This is a genomic window from Rathayibacter sp. VKM Ac-2805 (assembly GCF_009834265.1).
In the GTDB taxonomy this organism is placed as follows: Bacteria; Actinomycetota; Actinomycetes; order Actinomycetales; family Microbacteriaceae; genus Rathayibacter.
In genome coordinates, this window is record NZ_CP047185.1 from 1,940,474 (window position 1) to 1,957,480 (window position 17,007).

The window sequence follows — 17,007 nt, forward strand, 5'->3', positions numbered from 1 at the left end:
GAGCCTGCGCGAGGCACAAGCGCTCATTCTGCCATGCCGCATAGATCCGAGTCAAAGCAGGCTCGTCTGGAGAGCAGGGTCACCCGGAGGGCAGAGCCGCGCAGAGGGCGGGTCCGTCGAGAGGGCCGAGCTGTGGAGCAGGGCGGGGCCTCGCAGGGGACAGCGCCTCTCGGGACGCCCGACCCCTCAGAGGACGATGGTCTGCCCGTCCTGCGGGCGCTCCGGGTCGAAGCCCTCGCCGGAGACGGGGCGGTGAGCGCTCTCGGCCTGCACGGACGCCGCCTCCGAGAAGGCGAGGAGAGTGGCCCTCGCGTCGCCGAGGAATCGCCACGCCGAGTGCCAGAAGGCCGCCACTCCGAGGACCACCGAGAGCAGGCCCAGCGCCCAGGCGCCGGGCGGGAAGAAGCCGAAGGCGATCAGGGAGAGGTGCCAGGCGCCGACCACGGCCACGTCGCCCCACGCGGGAGTGCGCGTGGGCCGGACGGTCACCCGGAATGCGACGATCGCGGCCACAGCCGCCAGCGCGACCGCCAGAATGGGGAGGGCGATCACCAGGCCGAGCACGGTCCAGCCGCTCGATCCTCCGAAGACCCCGTAGCCGAGGAGGATCCACAAGGGCAGCACGATCGCCGCCGGGAACTGCCAGGAACCGAATGCCCGTCGCGTGCGCATGCACCGACCGTACCCACCACCGCTGAGCGACGGCTCAGCGGACCCCGAGAGGATCAGGATGATCGAGCTACGCACCCCCGCCGAGATCGAGGAGATGCGCCCCGCCGGCCGCTTCGTCGGCGAAGTACTGAAGGCCACCTCCGCCGCCGCCGCGGTCGGCGTGAACCTGCTGGAGCTCGACCGGCTCGCCCACGACATGATCCGCACGGCCGGCGCCGAGTCCTGCTACATCGACTACCACCCTTCCTTCGGCGCGAGCCCCTTCGGCAAGGTCATCTGCACCTCCGTCAACGACGCGGTGCTGCACGGCCTGCCCTTCGACTACCGGCTGAAGGACGGCGACCTGCTCACCCTCGACTTCGCCGCCTCCGTGAACGGCTGGGTCGCCGACTCGGCCATCAGCGTCGTGGTCGGGACGCCGCGCGAGGAGGACCTCGCCCTCATCGACACCACCACCCGCGCGCTCGAGGCCGGCATCGCCGCCGCCCAGCCCGGGAAGAAGATCGGCGACATCTCCGCGGCCATCGCGGCCGTCGCGCACGCCGAGGGCCTGTCCATCAACACCGACTTCGGCGGCCACGGCGTCGGCCGCACGATGCACGGCGATCCGCACATCCCCAACGACGGACGCGCCGGCCGCGGCTACCCGCTCCGCCCGGGCCTCGTCGTCGCGATCGAGCCGTGGTTCCTGCAGACGACCGACGAGATCTACACGGACAAGGACGGCTGGACCCTCCGCAGCCGTGACGGCTCTCGCGGCGCCCACATGGAGCACACGATCGCCATCACCGAGACGGGGAACATCGTCCTCTCCGAGCGGGACTGACCGAATGATGGACAGTACCGCTATCCGATAGCGATACTGTCCACGTGAGAATCTCGGAGCTCAGCCGCAGCAGCGGCGTCAGCCTGCCTACGATCAAGTACTACATCCGGGAGGGGCTGCTGCCGCCGGGCGACGCCGCCGGCCCTCAGCGGGCGGAGTACGGGGACGCCCATGTCGCCCGCCTGACGCTGCTCCGGGCGCTCATCGAGAGCGGCGGCGTCGGCATCGCCGGCGCGAAGCGGATCACGGCGGCGCTCGACGCGGGCGTCGGTCCGACAGCGGCGTTCGAGGTGGCGCAGGACGTGGTCTCCGTGAGCGCCGACTCGACAGCGTCCGCCACCGAGGCGTCGACGCGGCGGATCGCCGAGGCCGCGGGCTCCGACCACTGCGGCCACCCTGCCGTCGCGACGGCGGCACGGGCGCTCGACGCGCTCGAGCTCTCCACCGGACCGATGAGTGCCGGCTGGCTCGAGGCCTACGCACACGCCGCCGCCCTCGTCGCCTCCGCCGACCTCGACGAACTGCAGGCCCGCGACAGCGTGAGCGAGCAGGCCGCCGTCGCCGCCGTCGGCACCGCGCTCGGAGACGTGGTGCTGCAGTCGCTCCGGCGCGTCGCCCAGGCGCGCGAGACGCAGAGCCGCTTCGGCTCGACGGAGGTGCCCCGATGAGTGCGGCGACCGAGACGCCCGCGCGCACGGCCTCCGCCGCTCCGCACCGGCCGCTCCTGGTGCTCGCTGCCGCGATGGCGGTCGGCGCCCTCCTCTGCGCGATCGCGCTGGTCCTCGATCCCCGCGAGCTCGGCGGACAGCCGCTCTGGGGCAAGCCGCTGAAGTTCTGCCTCTCGATCGCGCTGTACGCCGTGACGCTCGCCTGGCTGATCGGGCTCGTGCCCCGCCGGCGCCGCCTCGCCCGAGCGCTGGGCACGGTCGCGGCAGTCGGCCTGGCGGTCGAGATGGTCGTGATCGGAGGCGCCGCCCTGGTCGGCGAGCGCAGCCACTTCGACGTCTCCACTCCCCTGCACGCCGCGCTCTGGGCCTCGATGGCTGTCTCCATCGTGGTGGTCTGGCTGGCGACGCTGGTCCTCGCCGCCCTCCTGGCGCGGGTGCCGCTCGGCGACCCTGCGCTGACGCTCGCCGTCCGTGCCGGACTCGTGATCGGGCTCGTCGGGATGGCCCTCGCGTTCCTGATGACGGGGCCCTCGCCCGGCCAGATCAGCGACTACCAGGGCGTCGTCGGCGCGCACGCCGTCGGAGTCGCGGACGGCGGACCCGGCCTCCCGCTCCTGGGCTGGAGCACCATCGGGGGCGATCTGCGCATCCCGCACTTCGTCGGGATGCACGCTCTGCAGGGGCTCCCGCTGCTCGCGCTGCTGCTCGGACGGCTGGCACCGCGGATCCCCGTGCTGCGCCCCGGATCCACCCGGCTGCGGCTCGTCGCACTGGCCTCGGCGGGCTGGGCGGCCGCGGTCGCCCTCACCTGCTGGCAGGCGCTGCGCGGACAGGCGCTGACCGCACCGGACGCGCTGACCCTCGCCGTCGCTACTGTGGCGGTGGTCGCCCTCGCAGGAGGGACGATCCTCACCCTCGCACGAACGGAGGCCCGCGCATGAGCCGGCTGCACCGCGGCTGGACGCCGCTCGGGATCGTCTACCTCGTCCTCGCCCTCGCCGGGCTGATCGGGACCTGGACCTGGAACGTGCGGGCGATGCAGGAGGGCGCGGACGTGCTCGCCGGCCTCGCCGCAGGCGGGCCGTGGGTGTCGTCGTTCTCGACCGACCTGCTGGTCGTCGCGATCGCGGCCGTCGCCTTCATGGTGGTGGAGGGCCGCCGGATCGGGATGCGCCGCGTGTGGATCCTGGTGCTGCTCGCGCCGCTGGTCGCCCTCGCGTTCGCGTTCCCCCTCTTCCTCGCCCTCCGCGACCGGCACCTGGCCCTCGCGGCCCGGTGACCGTGCGGCGCGGGGCTAGGGAAGCAGTTCGGGGCGGACGCGGCGCGTGCGCTCGACGCTCTGCTCGTGGCGCCAGGCGGCGATCGCCCCGTGGTTGCCGCTGAGGAGCACCGGAGGGACGTCGAGGCCCCGCCAGGAGGCCGGCTTGGTGTAGCTCGGGTACTCGAGCAGCCCGTCGGAGTGGCTCTCCTCGACCAGGCTCGCCGGGTTGCCGACGACGCCCGGGACCAGGCGTCCGACGGCCTCGATCATCGCCATCACGGCGACCTCTCCTCCGTTGAGGACGTAGTCGCCGAGGCTGATCAGCCGGACCCGCGCGCGCTCGGCGGTGTGGTCCACGACGCGCTGGTCGATGCCCTCGTAGCGGCCGCAGCCGAAGACGAGGGTGGACTCCTCCGCGAGCTCGCGGGCGGTCGCCTGGGTGAACAGCTCGCCCGCGGGCGACGGGAAGATCACGACGGGGTCGTCCGCGCCGTCGAGGATCGTGTCGAGCGCCTCGCCCCACGGCTCCGGTCGCATCACCATGCCGGCGCCGCCGCCGTAGGGCGTGTCGTCGACGGTGCGGTGACGGTCGTGGGTGAAGTCGCGCAGGTCGTGCACGCCGAGCTCGATCAGCCCGCTCTGCCGCGCACGGCCGAGCAGGCTGATGTCGAGCACGCCGAAGAACTCCGGGAAGATCGTGACGATGTCGATCCTCACGACCGGGGCTCCTCCTCGGAGGCGGGGTCGGAGGCGGCCGGGGGCTCGTCGTCGGCGGGCTCCTCGAGAGCGGAGTCCGCGTCAGCGGAGTCCGCGTCAGCGGAGGCGTCCGTCTCGTCGGCGTCCGCAGGCGAGCTCAGCGCCGGGTCCGCGAGGTCGACGCCGCTGAGGTCGACCGCGGCGGGCTCCTCCTCAGGAGCCTCCTCGAAGAGGCCGATCGGAGGCGTGACCGTGACGATCCCGGCCGCGGCGTCGACGGAGGGGACGATCGCGTTCACGAACGGCACCATCACCTCGCCGGAGGGGGTACCGACGATGAGCAGGTCCTGCGCGGGGAAGTGGTCGACGCGGCGGACGGTGCCGACCTCGACGCCGTCGCGGACGACCTTCATGCCGACCAGCTGGTAGTCGTACCAGGAGTCGTCCTCGCCCGGCTGGGTCTGCACCTCCTCGTCGATCCAGAGGATCGCCTTCAGGAGGGTCTCAGCGGCGTTGCGGTCGTCGACGCCTCGGAAGAACGCGACGGGGTGGCTGTTGTACCAGCGCAGCTCGACGAGCTCGAGCTTCTTGCCGTGCCACTCGGAGGTGCGCGGGACCTGCAGCGTGAACGTGGATCCGGGGGTGAAGCGCTTGTCGGGCTCGTCCGTGTACAGCTCGAGCTTGATGGCGCCCTTGAGCCCGTGGGCCTTGGTGAGTCGGGCGACGCGGAGCTGCGTCGTGCCCGGTCCGGTGACCGACACCTCTACTTGTCGGTGTCGACGACGTCGACGCGCACGCGGCGCCCGTCGGCGAGCGCGGCGACGAGAGTGCGGACGGCCTTGGCGGTGCGACCGGAGCGTCCGATCACGCGGCCGAGGTCCTCGGGGTGCACGCGCACCTCGAGGACCTCTCCGCGCGGGGAGCTCGTGGCCACGACACTGACCTCATCGGGGTTCTCGACGATCCCCTTGACGAGGTGTTCGACGGCGGGAGCGAGCACTGACTACGCCTCGGTGGAGGTCTCGTCGGCGGTGTCCTCGACCGGGGCGGCCTTGGCCGGAGCCTCGGACTTCGGCTTGAGGACGGGCTTCTTCTTCGCGTCGACGACGAACGGAGCCTTGGGCTCCTTCACCTGGACGGTGCTGACGGCGTCGGCGTCGCCCTTGAAGCGGCCCCAGTCGCCGGTCAGCTTGAGGATCGCGGCGACCTGCTCGGTCGGCTGCGCGCCGACTCCGAGCCAGTACTGCGCGCGCTCCGAGTCGACCTGGATGAACGAGGGCTGCTCGGTCGGGTGGTACTTGCCGATCTCCTCGATCACGCGGCCGTCGCGCTTGGTGCGCGAGTCGGCGACGACGATGCGGTAGTAGGGCGCCCGGATCTTGCCGAGGCGCTTCAGACGAATCTTGACAGCCACAATTCTCCTGTGTGGTCGTTGACCGGTGTCCGGTCGATGATGGATGAACTGAGCCGTGAGCGTGGGGGCACACCCGGCGGAAGCTCGAGGGGGTTTCGTCGGCGGTGAGTAGAGGGTCGACCGCCTCGGACCCGACGGATCATTCTGCCAGAAAAACCGCCCCGGTGCGGGCCCGGCACGCCGCCGACCAGCGGCACCCTCGCGGGAGCGGGCCGCGCGGGACCCGGAAGGCCTCCGCCGGGGCTCGGCGTCCGCCCCGGCCGCAGGTGGCAGGATGGCGAGGCGCGTCCCGATCGGCGGACGCCCGGATCCGATGAGGACCACGCCATGGAGATCAGCTTCGCCGCATCAGACCGCTCCACGCTCGGGATCGAGTGGGAGGTCGCGATCGTCGACCGGCAGACGGGCGATCTCGCCAACGTCGCCGATGTGGTGCTGGAGGCGCTCCGCAGCGACGACGGCGCCCCGCACCCGCACATCACCGGCGAGCTCCTGCGCAACACGGTCGAGCTGGTCTCCGGCGTGCACACCTCCGTCCGCGACGCGGTCGCCGACCTGCAGGACCAGCTGCGGCAGGTGCGCGAGATCACCGACCCCATGGGACTCGACCTCGTGTGCTCGGGCACGCACCCGTTCGCGCAGTGGTTCGACCAGGCCATCACGGACAAGGAGCGGTACCACCGCCTCATCGACCGGACCCAGTGGTGGGGCCGGAACATGATGATCTGGGGCATCCACGTGCACGTCGGCGTCGAGCACCGCGACAAGGTGCTGCCGATCCTCAACTCCCTGCTCGACTACTACCCGCACCTGCAGGCGCTCTCGGCGTCGAGCCCGTTCTGGGGCGGAGTCGACACGGGCTACGCCTCGAACCGCGCGCTGATGTTCCAGCAGCTGCCGACGGCGGGCCTGCCTCCGCAGTTCGGCGCCTGGGCGAACTACGAGGAGTACGTCGACGACATGATGCGCACCGGCGTCATCGACGATCACACGGAGGTCCGCTGGGACATCCGCCCCTCGCCGCAGTGGGGCACTCTCGAGATGCGCGCGTGCGACGGCCTCTCCTCCGCGGAGGAGATCGGAGCGGTCGCGGCGCTGATCCAGTGCCTCGTCGAGCACCTCTCGTCGCGGCTGGACGCGGGCGAGGACCTTCCGACGATGCAGCCCTGGTACGTGCGCGAGAACAAGTGGCGCGCGGCCCGCTACGGGCTCGACGCCGAGATCATCCTCGACGCCGCTGGAGCGGAGCGGCTGGTCACCGACGACATCCGCGACCTGCTCGTCACCCTCGCACCGGTCGCCGAGCGTCTCGACTGCGTGAAGGAGCTCGGCGACGTCGAGCTGATCCTGGTCGCGGGAGCGAGCTACCAGCGCCAGCTGCGGACGGCCGCGGCGAACGACGGCGACCTGAAGGCAGTGGTCCGGGCGCTCGCGGGCGAGTTGCGCGACGGGCTCCAGGATCCCCGCTCATGACGCGTCCCGTCCTCCTCGCCGCAGCCGCGATCGGCGCCCTGGCCCTCGGCCTCGCCGGCTGCTCGTCCTCGACCACGACCGGCCCGGCGAGCGCGTCGCCCGCCGGCACCGCCACTCCCCTCCCCACCGTCACCGCGGATCCGCTGCCGCTGTCGATCGGCGGCTCGCTGCCCGCCGGCTCCCGGGTGACCGTCGTCGGCGACAGCATCGTGCGCGGTCTGAACGTCGACCCGGACCAGGCCTGGCCCGCACTCGTCGGCGACGACCTCGGCTGGGCGGTCACCAACCTGGGCTGCGACGGCGGCGGCTTCATCGAGCCGGGCGACTGCGGCGTCGCGATCGGCGACCGCGCGGAGGAGATCGCCGACACGGAGCCCGACGCGATCGTCCTGATCGCCAGCAGCAACGACCTGGGCTGGGATCCCGAGGACGTGGACGCGGCGATCGGCCCGGCCGTCGACGCGATCGCCTCCGCGTCGCCGTCGGCCCGGCTCATCGCGCTCGACTCGGTCTGGGGCCCGGACCCGCGCCCCACCGACCTCGACGAGTACGACGCGGCGCTGGTCGAGGCCGTCACCGCCGCCGGCGGCGGCGCGCTCGAGTACCCGGACCCGCTGCGCGATGACGGCCTGCTCGGCGAGGACGGCGTGCATCCGACCGTCGAGGGCCAGCGGGCTCTGGCCGACGCGTTCGAGGTCGCAGCGGAGAAGTCCGGGCTCGCCCGCGCCGTGCCGACCGACCAGAAGGCGACGGACGCTCCGGCGACCTGACGCCGACGCGGGACGCCGCCCGACGACGGCGTCCCGACCGGTCAGCGCGCGGTGCTGTTCTTCCCGTCGCGCCAGCCGAGCAGGTCGCGCACGGGCGCCAGGTCGATGTCCGGGCCCGTGATGCCGAGCGTGAACAGGCGGGCGCCGAGGTCGTACTGCTGGTCGAGCACGTCGAAGGAGGCGTCGCCGACCCCGCCGCGCACGCTCGCGCCGGTCGAGATCTCGATCGCCGCCGGGTCGCGGTCGACGCGGCCGCACCACTCCGACAGCACGCCGAGCTTGCGCTCGAGCGTCGGGACGTCCGAGAAGCTGTGCCAGATGTCGGCGTGCTCGGCGACGATCCGCAGCGTCTTCTTCTCGCCTCCGCCGCCGATCATCACCGGGATGTCGCGGGTGGGCGCCGGGTTGAGCATCGACCAGCGGCTGCGGATGCGCGGCATCGCCTCGGAGAGCTCGTCGAGTCGCGAGCCGGGGGTGCCGAACTCGTAGCCGTACTCCTCGTAGTCGCGCTCGAACCAGCCCGAGCCGATGCCGAAGATCAGACGGCCCTCGGCGCCCTTGGCGCTGATGTGGTCGACCGTGCGCGCCATGTCGGCGAGGAGGTCGGGGTTGCGGTAGCTGTTGCAGGTGACCAGCGGGCCGAACTCGATGCGGCTGGTCTGCTCGGCCCAGGCCGCGAGCATGCTCCAGCCCTCGAAGTGCAGGCCGTTCGGCTCCCCGGAGAGCGGGAAGAAGTGGTCCCAGTTGAAGGCGATGTCGACGCCGAGGTCCTCGAGCTCGGCGAGCGTGTCGCGGATGACCTCGTAGGGGACGTGCTGCGGTGCGATCTGGACGCCGATGCGGACGGGGCGCGCGTGTGCGGTTGTCATGCCCTCACGCTAGCGAGCGGGGCGCACCCTGGGGCTCCCCGGCGTCACTTCGAGCAGCCCCGCTACTCCCCCGCCGGATCCGGCGAGGCGGTCGGCGCCTCGTCGCTCGTGGAGCGGGCGAGCTTGACGACCGTGGCGCCGTCGTCGTCGAACAGGCGGAGCCGCCCGCCGTCGAGCGAGGCCATCGCCGCCCCCGAGAAGATCCTCGGCAGGGCGACGCCGTCGCAGGCGATCAGCGTGCTCGGCCCGGCCGAGACGGTGAGCGCGCCCTCCTGGTCGATCGACCACTCCCCCTGCGCGCCGTTGCAGCCGTCGGAGCCGGTCCAGGTCCCGTTCTCGGCGATCAGGAGGAACGGCACGTCGGGCGCGTCGTAGGCCACGCCGGTCACCCAGCGCCCGACGAGGTCCTCCGGAGAGGGCGCTGTCATCGCGTCGACCCCGGAGCCCTCGGCGCAGCCGGTGAGCCCGAGCAGGGCCGCGAGGACGAGGACCCCGCCCGCGCGTCCGGCCGCGACCCGCCTCATCGGCCGAGGAGCTTCTGCAGCTGCTCGAGCTCCTCCGGCGTGGGCTGGGCGCCCTTGCCGGCACCGCCGCCCAGGCCGAAGCCGGAGCCGCCCGCGTCGCCCGGGCGGGGCGCCGAGGTGATCGCGGCGTTCTCGGCCGCGCGCTTGGCGGGGTTGCCGGACTTGCTGCTCTTCTTCTTCTGCGGCTTCGGACGGCCCTGGTACCCGGCTCCGGGAACGGGGCCCATGCCGGGGACCGAGGGCATGCCGCCCTTGGCGACCGTCTTCATCATCTTGGCGGCCTGCTCGAAGCGCTGGACGAGCTGGTTGACGTCCGTGACCGTCATGCCGGATCCGCGGGCGATGCGCAGGCGCCGCGAGCCGTTGAGCAGCTTCGGGTTGACCCGCTCCGCCTTCGTCATCGACTGGATGATCGCCTCGGTGCGCACGATCTCGCGCTCGTCGAACTGGTCGAGCTGCTCGCGCATGCCCTTCGCACCGGGCAGCATGCCGATCATCTTCTTGATCGAGCCCATGTTGCGCAGCTGCTGCATCTGGCCGAGGAAGTCGTCGAGGGTGAACGTGTCCCCCATGATCTTCTCGGCGATCTTGCGGGCCTCGTCCTCGTCGAACGCGGACTGCGCCTGCTCGATGAGGGTCAGCACGTCGCCGAGGTCGAGGATGCGGCTCGCCATGCGGTCGGGGTGGAACTGCTCGAAGTCGTCGAGCGACTCGCCCGTGGAGGCGAAGAGGATCGGGCGGCCGGTGAGCGAGGCGACCGAGAGCGCCGCGCCTCCGCGGGCGTCGCCGTCGAGCTTGGACAGGACGACGCCGGTGAAGTCGACGCCCTCCTGGAAGGCCTTCGCGGTCGCGACCGCGTCCTGGCCGATCATCGCGTCGATCACGAACAGCACCTCGTCCGGGTTCGTGACGCGGCGGATGTCGGCGGCCTGCTTCATCATGTCGGCGTCGACGCCCAGGCGTCCGGCCGTGTCGATGATGACCGTGTCGTACTGCTTGTCGGTCGCGAAGCGGATCGCGTTCTGGGCGACCTTGACCGGGTTGCCGACGCCGTTGCCCGGCTCGGGCGCGTAGACCGCGACTCCGGCCTGCTCGCCGACGACCTGCAGCTGCTGCACCGCGTTGGGGCGCTGGAGGTCGGCCGCGACGAGGAGCGGCGTGTGGCCGTCCTTGCCGAGGTACTTGCCGAGCTTGCCGGCGAGGGTCGTCTTGCCCGCGCCCTGGAGGCCGGCGAGCATGATGACGGTCGGCGGGCGCTTGGCGAACTCGAGGCGGCGGGACTGCCCGCCGAGGATCGCGACGAGCTCCTCGTTGACGATCTGGACGACCTGCTGGGCCGGGTTGAGCGCCTTGTTGACCTCGTCGCCGAGGGCGCGCTCGCGCACCTTGCCGGTGAACTCCTTCACGACCTCCAGCGCGACGTCGGCGTCGAGCAGGGCGCGCCGGATCTCGCGGACGGTGCCGTCGACGTCCGACGCGGAGAGCTTGCCCTTCGTGCGGAGGTTCTTGAAGGTCTCGACGAGTCGATCGGAGAGGGTGCCGAAAGTAGCCATGATGCCCGGAATTCTACCGGAGGCCCGGAGCGTCGGCGGGCGGGGCCGCCGATCGGCCCGTGATCGGCGCGATCGCGGCCGGGCGGATTAACTGGTCTCGGTCCAAGAACGAGGTTAGGGTGGCCCGGTGATCGAGACACTGGTGGCGGGCGACTCCGCGGACCCCCTGGACTACCGCGACGGCTGGGAGCTCCAGCGCCGCCTGCATGCCGAGGTGGTGGCGGGCGCGAGGCCGGACACCCTCGTGCTCTGCGAGCACTCCTCCGTCTACACCGCCGGCAAGCGCACCGAGGCGCACGAGCGCCCGGACGACGGCTCGCCCGTGGTCGACGTCGACCGAGGGGGCAGGATCACCTGGCACGGCCCGGCCCAGCTCGTCGGCTACCCGATCGTGCGTCTCGGCGAGCCGGTCGACGTCGTCGCCTACGTCCGCTCGCTGGAGGGCGTGCTGATCGCCGCGCTCGACGACCTGGGCGTGCAGGGTCGGCGCGTCGACGGGCGCTCGGGAGTGTGGATCCCGAGGGACGGCGGCGCCGACAAGATCGGCGCGATCGGCATCCGCGTCGCCTCGGGCGTGACGATGCACGGATTCGCCCTCAACGTCGCGAACAGCCTCGAGCCCTACGCCCGCATCGTCGCCTGCGGCATCGCAGACGCCGGAGTGACCACGCTCGAGCGCGAGCGCGGCGAGGCTCCGCCCATGGAGGCGGTGCGGGCGCGGGTGGCGGCGCGCTTCTCGGAGGCGGCCCCCGCCTTCTCCGCCCGCATCGAGGAGGTCGCCGCGTGAGCGCCGAGGCCGGCGGCCGCAAGCTGCTGCGGCTGGAGATCCGCAACGCCGAGACGCCGATCGAGCGCAAGCCCGAGTGGATCCGCACGAAGGCCTCGATGGGCCCGGAGTACAGGCAGCTGCAGTCGCTGGTGAAGAGCGAGGAGCTGCACACCGTCTGCCAGGAGGCGGGCTGCCCCAACATCTTCGAGTGCTGGGAGGACCGGGAGGCGACCTTCCTCATCGGGGGCGCCCAGTGCACCCGCCGCTGCGACTTCTGCCAGATCGACACCGGGAAGCCCGCGGACTACGACGCGGACGAGCCCCGGCGCGTCGGCGAGTCCGTGGCGCGGATGAACCTCCGCTACGCGACCGTCACCGGAGTCGCCCGCGACGACCTGCCGGACGAGGGCTCCTGGCTCTACGCCGAGACCATCCGCCAGATCCACGCCCAGGCTCCGGGCACGGGGGTCGAGATCCTGGTCCCGGACTTCACCGGCCGCGCCGAGCACCTGCAGCGGGTGTTCGACGCGGAGCCGGAGGTGTTCGCCCACAACGTCGAGACGGTGCCGCGGATCTTCAAGCGCATCCGGCCGGCCTTCCGCTACGAGCGCTCGCTCGACGTGCTCACCCAGGGCCGGGAGGCGGGGCTGATCACGAAGTCGAACCTCATCCTCGGCATGGGCGAGGAGCGGGAGGAGATCTCGCAGGCGCTGCAGGACCTCTACGACGCCGGCACCGACATCGTGACCATCACGCAGTACCTCCGCCCGACGCCGCGGCACCTGCCGGTCGACCGCTGGGTGCACCCGGAGGAGTTCGTGGCGATCAAGGAGGAGGCCGAGGACATCGGCTTCCTCGGTGTCCTCGCCGGGCCCCTGGTCCGCTCCTCCTACCGGGCCGGCCGCCTCTGGGCGCGCTCGATGGAGTCGAAGGGGCTGCCGGTTCCGGAGCACCTGCGCCACCTCGCCGACGCGGCGCTGGGCTTCTCGCAGGCCGTGTGAACCGTCACCGGGACGGCGCCGGTGCGTCGTCCCGGGCGGGGCCGCTCAGCTGACGAGCTGCTGGGCGAAGACGTGGGGGGTGAAGCCGGTGAGGTCGCCGATGCCCTCGCCCTGGCCGACGAGCTTGATCGGGATGCCGGTCTTCTCCTGCACGGCGAGGACGAAGCCGCCCTTCGCCGAGCCGTCGAGCTTCGTGATGACCAGGCCGGTGACGCCGGCGTGCTCGATGAACGCCTCGGCCTGGCTCAGCCCGTTCTGACCGGTCGTCGCGTCGAGCACGAGCAGGATCTCGGAGATCGGCGCCTGCTTCTCGATGACGCGCTTGATCTTCGTGAGCTCGTCCATCAGCCCGCCCTTGGTGTGCAGGCGGCCGGCCGTGTCGATGATGACCATCTCGACGCCGGTGTCCTTCGCGAACTGCACGGTCTGGAAGGCGACGGACGCCGGATCCTGGCGCTCCTGCTGCGGGCGGACGATCTGGGCGTCGGCGCGCTGCGCCCAGGTGGCGAGCTGGTCGACCGCCGCGGCACGGAAGGTGTCGGCCGCGCCGACCACGACGCTCCGGCCGTAGTTGCGGAGGAACTTGGCGAACTTGCCGATGGTCGTGGTCTTGCCGACGCCGTTCACGCCGACCACGAGGATCACGGCGGGGCGCTCGCTGAGCTTGAGGGTCGTGTCGTACTTCGACAGGCGCTCCTCGAGGGACTCGCGGAGCATCCGCTGCAGGTCGCGCGGGTCGGTGGTGGAGTAGCGGGCCACCTTGGCGCGGAGGTCGTCGACGATCTCCTCGGTGATGTCGGGACCGAAGTCGGCGGTGATCAGCGCCGTCTCGAGGTCGTCCCAGGTCTGGTCGTCGATCGTGCGCTTCTCGAACAGGCCGCGCAGTGCGCGGCCGAGCGACCAGGAGGTGCGTTCTGCCATGGGTCCAGGCTACCGGCGGGCGCGCCTCCGAGCGGTCGGGGAGGCGGGTTCAGGCCGGGGGCGCGGCGACCCGCTGGCCGACGACGGCCGAGACTCCGTCCTGCCGCATCGAGACCCCGTAAAGGGCGTCCGCGATCTCCATGGTCCGCTTCTGGTGGGTGATGACGATCAGCTGGCTGGAGGTGCGCAGGTCCTCGAAGATGCTGAGCAGCCGGCCGAGGTTGGCGTCGTCGAGCGCGGCCTCCACCTCGTCCATGATGTAGAAGGGGCTCGGCCGCGACTTGAAGATGGCGACCATGAACGCCACGGCCGCGAGCGAGCGCTCCCCTCCGGAGAGGAGCGAGAGCCGCTCGATCTTCTTGCCGGCCGGCCGCACCGCGACCTCGATGCCGGTGGTGAGCAGGTTCTCCGGGTCGGTCAGGCGGATGCTGCCGGTGCCGCCGGGGAAGAGGATCGGGAACACGTCCGCGAACGCCGCCTGCGTGTCGTCGAAGGCGGAGGCGAACACCGTCTGCATCGTCTCGTCGAGCTCCTCGATGATGGTGAGGAGGTCGCGGCGGGTCCCGGTGAGGTCGGCCAGCTGCTCGGTCAGGAACGCGTGCCGCTGCTCCAGGGCGGCGAACTCCTCCAGCGCGAGCGGATTGACGCGGCCCAGCTGCCCGAGCTGCTTCTCGGCCTTCTCGAGGCGGCGGCGCTGCTCCTCGCGGACGTACGGCCGCGGCTCCTGCTCCTCGTCCGTCTCGTCGGGGACGCCGACTCCGGGACCGTACTCCTCCACCAGCACGTCCTCGGCGAGCCCGAGCTCGGACGCGGCGCGCTCGAGCAGACCGCTGAGCTGCAGCCTCTTCTCGTAGATCTGCAGCTCGAGGCCGTGGACGCTCTCGGTCACGGACTGGAGCCGGTCGCGCAGGCTCCCCTCCTCGCGGCGGAGCCCCTGCAGCTCGGCGTTCTGCTGCGCGCGCGCCGCCTCGGCCGCGACGAGCTCGGCCCGGGCGTGCTGGACGGAGCGGTCGACGGAGGAGAGGACGGCGGGGAGCGCGGCGGTCACCTCGGCCGCCGCGTCGCGCTGGCGGCGGCGGATCACGGCGCGGCGCGCGGCCTCGTCGGCGGCGGCGCGGTCGGCGGCCAGCTGGCGGGCCAGCGCCTCCCCGCGGGACTGCTCCGCGCGCACCCGCTCCTTGGCGGTCTCGACGCCGAGCCGCGCCTCGATCTCTCGCTCGCGCGCGGTCTCGACGTCGCGCTGCAGACCGTCGCGGGCACTCGCGTCGAGCACCGGCCGGGGCCGGGCGCGCGCGGCGTCGAGCGCCGACTTCGCCTCCTGAGCCGCGCGCTCGGCGTCGCCGACCCGGTCCGAGGCGACGGCCAGCGCCCTCGAGCCGCGGCCGTGCTCGGCGGTGGCCGCCTCGAGCTGGGCGCGCACGCCGCCGAGCCGCTCGGTGTGGGCAGCGCGGGCGGCGTCGTGCTCGCGGAGGGCCGAGAGAGCGCTCGCGGCCTGCTCCCTCGCTCCGCGGAGTGCGCCGGTCTGCTCGGCCAGCTCGAAGCGGAGCCGGTCGATCCCGCCCTCGACCTCGTCCAGCCGGGCGGCGGCCGAGTCGCGCTCGGAGACGAGCTCGATCCGGCTGCGCTGCCCGCCGGAACCGGCGCTCTGCACGGCGTCGGAGAGGATCGCTCCGTCCCGGGCGGCCAGGACGGTGCCGGGATCGGTCCGCTCCCGCAGGCGCCGCGCCGCGGCGAGGTCCTCGACCACGAGCACGCGCTCCAGGAGCGAGAGGACGCCGGCCGGCGCCGTGACGAGGTCGCCCGCGCGGACCGCTCCCTCGGGAACGGTGAGGGCGACGTGCGGGCGCGCGGCGTCGGCGACCAGCAGCTCGACGCGTCCGAGGTCGCGTTCCAGCGCGGCGTCCACTGCAGCGTCGGCCCGGGCGGTCGATTCGACCAGCACGGCGTCGGCGATCGCGCCGAGTGCGGCGGCGATCGCGGCCTCGGACCCCGGCCGCACCTGGATCCCTTCGGCGACCCGCCCGCGCACCCCCTCGACCCGGGCTGCGATCAGCTCGGCCGAGCCGTCCGAGACGTCGAGGGCCAGAGACAGAGCACCCGTGCGGGCGGCCAGCGCCTCGCGCTCGCGCTCCAGGGCGTGCAGCTCCTCGCGCAGCCGCTCGATCCCGCCCTCGGCGGCCGAGACCGCGGACTGGGCGAACTCGTAGCCCTCGTCGAGGCCGCCGTCGGGGCCGCGGCCCGCGTCGTCCAGCTCGGCCTCCAGTGCGTCGAGCGCCCGCCGCGCCGCCTCCTTCCGCCGGTCGGCCGCGTCCAGCGTGTTCTGCGCACGCAGGACCTCGCCCCGGACGGATGCGAGACGGGACGCGGCGGTGTCGGCCTGCCCCGAGAGAGTGGAGAGCTCGAGGTCGTGGCGCGAGACGAGGGCCGCCTGCGCGGCGATCTCCTCGTCGACGGTGTCGAGGGCGGAGCGGGCCGCGACGGTCGTGCGCTGCGCCTGGACCCAGGCCGTCTCCGCGTCGAGGACGGCCTGCCGCAGGCGCTCCAGCTCGATCTGTGCCTCCTCCACCTGCGCGGGCGTGACCCGCGGCTGGATCTGCGGCTGCTCGGACTCGAGCTCGAGCATCGCGAGCCGCTGCCCGGCGAGGGCCGACAGGTTCCGCAGCCGCTCCTGCACCGACTCCAGCTCGAACGAGGTGCGCCGCGCATCGTCGACCGCGTCGCCGACCGCCTCCGCCTCGATCCGCGCTCGCCGCAGCGTCGCCTGCTCGAGCCGCTGCTGCAGGACCACCCGCTCGCTGTGCCGCTCGCTCTCGGTGCGGGCGAAGCCGTCCAGAGCGGTCCGGAGGGCGACCACGTCGTCGGCGAGCAGGCGCGCCCGGGCGTCGCGCACCACGGCGGCGATCGTCTGGGCCTGCCGCGCGACCTCCGCCTGGCGCCCGAGGGGCTTGAGCTGGCGCCGGATCTCGCCCGCGAGGTCGGAGAGTCGGGTGAGGTTGGCCTGCATCGCCTCGAGCTTGCGGAGCGTCTTCTCCTTGCGGCGGCGGTGCTTGAGGATCCCGGCGGCCTCCTCGATGAACCCGCGCCGCTCCTCGGGGGTCGCGTGCAGCACCGCGTCGAGCTGCCCCTGCCCGACGATGACGTGCATCTCGCGCCCGAGACCGGAGTCGCTCAGCAGCTCCTGCACGTCGAGCAGCCGACAGCCGCGTCCGTTGATCGCGTACTCGCTGCCGCCGTTGCGGAAGAGGGTCCGGGTGATGGTCACCTCGGTGTACTCGATCGGCAGGGCGCCGTCCGAGTTGTCGATGGTGAGAGCCACCTCGGCGCGGCCGAGAGGACCGCGGGTGGAAGTGCCCGCGAAGATGACGTCCTCCATCTTGCCGCCGCGGAGGGTCTTCGCTCCCTGCTCCCCCATCACCCAGGCGAGCGCGTCGACGACGTTGCTCTTGCCCGAGCCGTTGGGGCCGACGACGCAGGTGACCCCCGGCTCGAAGGCGAACGTGGTCGGCTGAGCGAAGGACTTGAAACCCTTGAGGGTCAGGCTCTTCAGGTACACCCGGCCGCCTCGCTCCCGTCCACAACGCCTCCACGGT

Annotated in this window: 18 protein-coding genes; 8 read left to right on the forward strand and 10 right to left on the reverse strand. The window is 72.5% G+C overall.

Annotated features, from left to right (window positions below):
• Positions 1 to 186 precede the first annotated feature (186 nt).
• Positions 187 to 672, reverse strand: coding sequence for a hypothetical protein (locus GSU40_RS09055; RefSeq protein WP_160034585.1), 486 nt, complete (start codon positions 670 to 672; stop codon positions 187 to 189).
• A gap of 58 nt (positions 673 to 730) precedes the next feature.
• Here GSU40_RS09055 and map point away from each other — a divergent pair, with 58 nt between their 5' ends.
• Genes map through GSU40_RS09075 form a run of 4 tightly spaced genes read left to right on the forward strand, consistent with a single transcriptional unit; the run spans position 731 to position 3,445 of the window.
• A complete protein-coding gene (gene map / locus GSU40_RS09060) occupies positions 731 to 1,498 on the forward strand; it encodes a type I methionyl aminopeptidase (protein ID WP_160034587.1) in 768 nt (255 codons plus the stop codon).
• A gap of 44 nt (positions 1,499 to 1,542) precedes the next feature.
• Positions 1,543 to 2,166 carry a MerR family transcriptional regulator gene (locus tag GSU40_RS09065; RefSeq protein WP_160034589.1) on the forward strand — a complete coding sequence of 208 codons (624 nt, stop codon included), beginning with the start codon at positions 1,543 to 1,545 and terminating at the stop codon, positions 2,164 to 2,166.
• A complete protein-coding gene (locus GSU40_RS09070; RefSeq protein ID WP_160034591.1) occupies positions 2,163 to 3,107 on the forward strand; it encodes a hypothetical protein in 945 nt (314 codons plus the stop codon). The genes GSU40_RS09065 and GSU40_RS09070 overlap by 4 nt, the downstream gene beginning before the upstream one ends.
• Positions 3,104 to 3,445: a DUF2834 domain-containing protein gene (locus GSU40_RS09075; RefSeq protein WP_104250523.1), complete on the forward strand. Its 342-nt coding sequence runs from the start codon at positions 3,104 to 3,106 to the stop codon at positions 3,443 to 3,445. The genes GSU40_RS09070 and GSU40_RS09075 overlap by 4 nt, the downstream gene beginning before the upstream one ends.
• 15 nt (positions 3,446 to 3,460) lie before the next feature.
• On the opposite strand, the gene trmD is transcribed toward GSU40_RS09075, so the two are convergent.
• The 4 genes from trmD to rpsP are packed head-to-tail and all read right to left on the reverse strand — an operon-like array spanning position 3,461 to position 5,537.
• On the reverse strand, positions 3,461 to 4,144 hold the full coding sequence (gene trmD / locus GSU40_RS09080; protein ID WP_104226875.1) for a tRNA (guanosine(37)-N1)-methyltransferase TrmD: 684 nt from the start codon (positions 4,142 to 4,144) through the stop codon (positions 3,461 to 3,463).
• On the reverse strand, positions 4,141 to 4,884 hold the full coding sequence (gene rimM, locus GSU40_RS09085) for a ribosome maturation factor RimM (protein WP_160034593.1): 744 nt from the start codon (positions 4,882 to 4,884) through the stop codon (positions 4,141 to 4,143). Before rimM ends, trmD begins: the two co-directional genes overlap by 4 nt.
• 2 nt (positions 4,885 to 4,886) lie before the next feature.
• Positions 4,887 to 5,123: an RNA-binding protein gene (locus GSU40_RS09090; RefSeq protein ID WP_068210678.1), complete on the reverse strand. Its 237-nt coding sequence runs from the start codon at positions 5,121 to 5,123 to the stop codon at positions 4,887 to 4,889.
• A 3-nt stretch (positions 5,124 to 5,126) separates the two neighbouring features.
• Complete coding sequence (rpsP, locus tag GSU40_RS09095; RefSeq protein WP_104223912.1) at positions 5,127 to 5,537, reverse strand: 30S ribosomal protein S16; 411 nt, start codon at positions 5,535 to 5,537, stop codon at positions 5,127 to 5,129.
• 327 nt (positions 5,538 to 5,864) lie between these two features.
• Between rpsP and GSU40_RS09100 the strand changes: the two genes are divergently transcribed.
• Together GSU40_RS09100 and GSU40_RS09105 are read left to right on the forward strand one after the other, a co-directional pair.
• A complete protein-coding gene (locus GSU40_RS09100) occupies positions 5,865 to 7,010 on the forward strand; it encodes a glutamate--cysteine ligase (protein WP_160034595.1) in 1,146 nt (381 codons plus the stop codon).
• Positions 7,007 to 7,780 (forward strand): SGNH/GDSL hydrolase family protein, encoded by a 774-nt coding sequence (locus GSU40_RS09105; protein WP_160034654.1) that lies wholly within the window; start codon positions 7,007 to 7,009, stop codon positions 7,778 to 7,780. Before GSU40_RS09100 ends, GSU40_RS09105 begins: the two co-directional genes overlap by 4 nt.
• Positions 7,781 to 7,821: 41 nt before the next feature.
• Here GSU40_RS09105 and GSU40_RS09110 read toward each other — a convergent pair whose 3' ends face one another.
• The 3 genes from GSU40_RS09110 to ffh all read right to left on the reverse strand — a co-directional run bounded on the left by GSU40_RS09110 (position 7,822) and on the right by ffh (position 10,726).
• Entirely contained in the window at positions 7,822 to 8,649 is an 828-nt protein-coding gene (locus tag GSU40_RS09110; protein WP_159914350.1) for an LLM class F420-dependent oxidoreductase, read from the reverse strand.
• A gap of 62 nt (positions 8,650 to 8,711) precedes the next feature.
• Positions 8,712 to 9,173 carry an META domain-containing protein gene (locus GSU40_RS09115; protein WP_160034657.1) on the reverse strand — a complete coding sequence of 154 codons (462 nt, stop codon included), beginning with the start codon at positions 9,171 to 9,173 and terminating at the stop codon, positions 8,712 to 8,714.
• Entirely contained in the window at positions 9,170 to 10,726 is a 1,557-nt protein-coding gene (gene ffh, locus GSU40_RS09120) for a signal recognition particle protein (protein ID WP_160034659.1), read from the reverse strand. The genes GSU40_RS09115 and ffh overlap by 4 nt, the downstream gene beginning before the upstream one ends.
• A gap of 127 nt (positions 10,727 to 10,853) precedes the next feature.
• Here ffh and lipB point away from each other — a divergent pair, with 127 nt between their 5' ends.
• Positions 10,854 to 11,513, forward strand: coding sequence for a lipoyl(octanoyl) transferase LipB (lipB, locus tag GSU40_RS09125; RefSeq protein WP_160034662.1), 660 nt, complete (start codon positions 10,854 to 10,856; stop codon positions 11,511 to 11,513).
• A complete protein-coding gene (gene lipA / locus GSU40_RS09130) occupies positions 11,510 to 12,496 on the forward strand; it encodes a lipoyl synthase (RefSeq protein WP_104226884.1) in 987 nt (328 codons plus the stop codon). Before lipB ends, lipA begins: the two co-directional genes overlap by 4 nt.
• A gap of 45 nt (positions 12,497 to 12,541) precedes the next feature.
• Here the strand turns inward: lipA and ftsY are convergent, their stop codons facing one another.
• Both ftsY and smc read right to left on the reverse strand, forming a co-directional pair.
• The gene (gene ftsY / locus GSU40_RS09135) at positions 12,542 to 13,417 is read right to left on the reverse strand and encodes a signal recognition particle-docking protein FtsY (RefSeq protein ID WP_068253475.1); all 876 of its coding nucleotides are present in this window, start codon (positions 13,415 to 13,417) and stop codon (positions 12,542 to 12,544) included.
• A 49-nt stretch (positions 13,418 to 13,466) separates the two neighbouring features.
• Positions 13,467 to 16,970 carry a chromosome segregation protein SMC gene (gene smc, locus GSU40_RS09140; protein WP_160034665.1) on the reverse strand — a complete coding sequence of 1,168 codons (3,504 nt, stop codon included), beginning with the start codon at positions 16,968 to 16,970 and terminating at the stop codon, positions 13,467 to 13,469.
• Positions 16,971 to 17,007: the final 37 nt, after the last annotated feature.

What these genes read in the sequence shown, in the direction of transcription:
- GSU40_RS09055 (WP_160034585.1), bottom strand. Translation starts at nt 672, where the DNA reads ATGCGCACGCGACGGGCATTCGGTTCCTGGCAGTTCCCGGCGGCGATC.
- map (WP_160034587.1), top strand. Translation starts at nt 731, where the DNA reads ATGATCGAGCTACGCACCCCCGCCGAGATCGAGGAGATGCGCCCCGCC.
- GSU40_RS09070 (WP_160034591.1), top strand. Translation starts at nt 2,163, where the DNA reads ATGAGTGCGGCGACCGAGACGCCCGCGCGCACGGCCTCCGCCGCTCCG.
- GSU40_RS09075 (WP_104250523.1), top strand. Translation starts at nt 3,104, where the DNA reads ATGAGCCGGCTGCACCGCGGCTGGACGCCGCTCGGGATCGTCTACCTC.
- GSU40_RS09100 (WP_160034595.1), top strand. Translation starts at nt 5,865, where the DNA reads ATGGAGATCAGCTTCGCCGCATCAGACCGCTCCACGCTCGGGATCGAG.
- GSU40_RS09105 (WP_160034654.1), top strand. Translation starts at nt 7,007, where the DNA reads ATGACGCGTCCCGTCCTCCTCGCCGCAGCCGCGATCGGCGCCCTGGCC.
- GSU40_RS09110 (WP_159914350.1), bottom strand. Translation starts at nt 8,649, where the DNA reads ATGACAACCGCACACGCGCGCCCCGTCCGCATCGGCGTCCAGATCGCA.
- GSU40_RS09115 (WP_160034657.1), bottom strand. Translation starts at nt 9,173, where the DNA reads ATGAGGCGGGTCGCGGCCGGACGCGCGGGCGGGGTCCTCGTCCTCGCG.
- ffh (WP_160034659.1), bottom strand. Translation starts at nt 10,726, where the DNA reads ATGGCTACTTTCGGCACCCTCTCCGATCGACTCGTCGAGACCTTCAAG.
- ftsY (WP_068253475.1), bottom strand. Translation starts at nt 13,417, where the DNA reads ATGGCAGAACGCACCTCCTGGTCGCTCGGCCGCGCACTGCGCGGCCTG.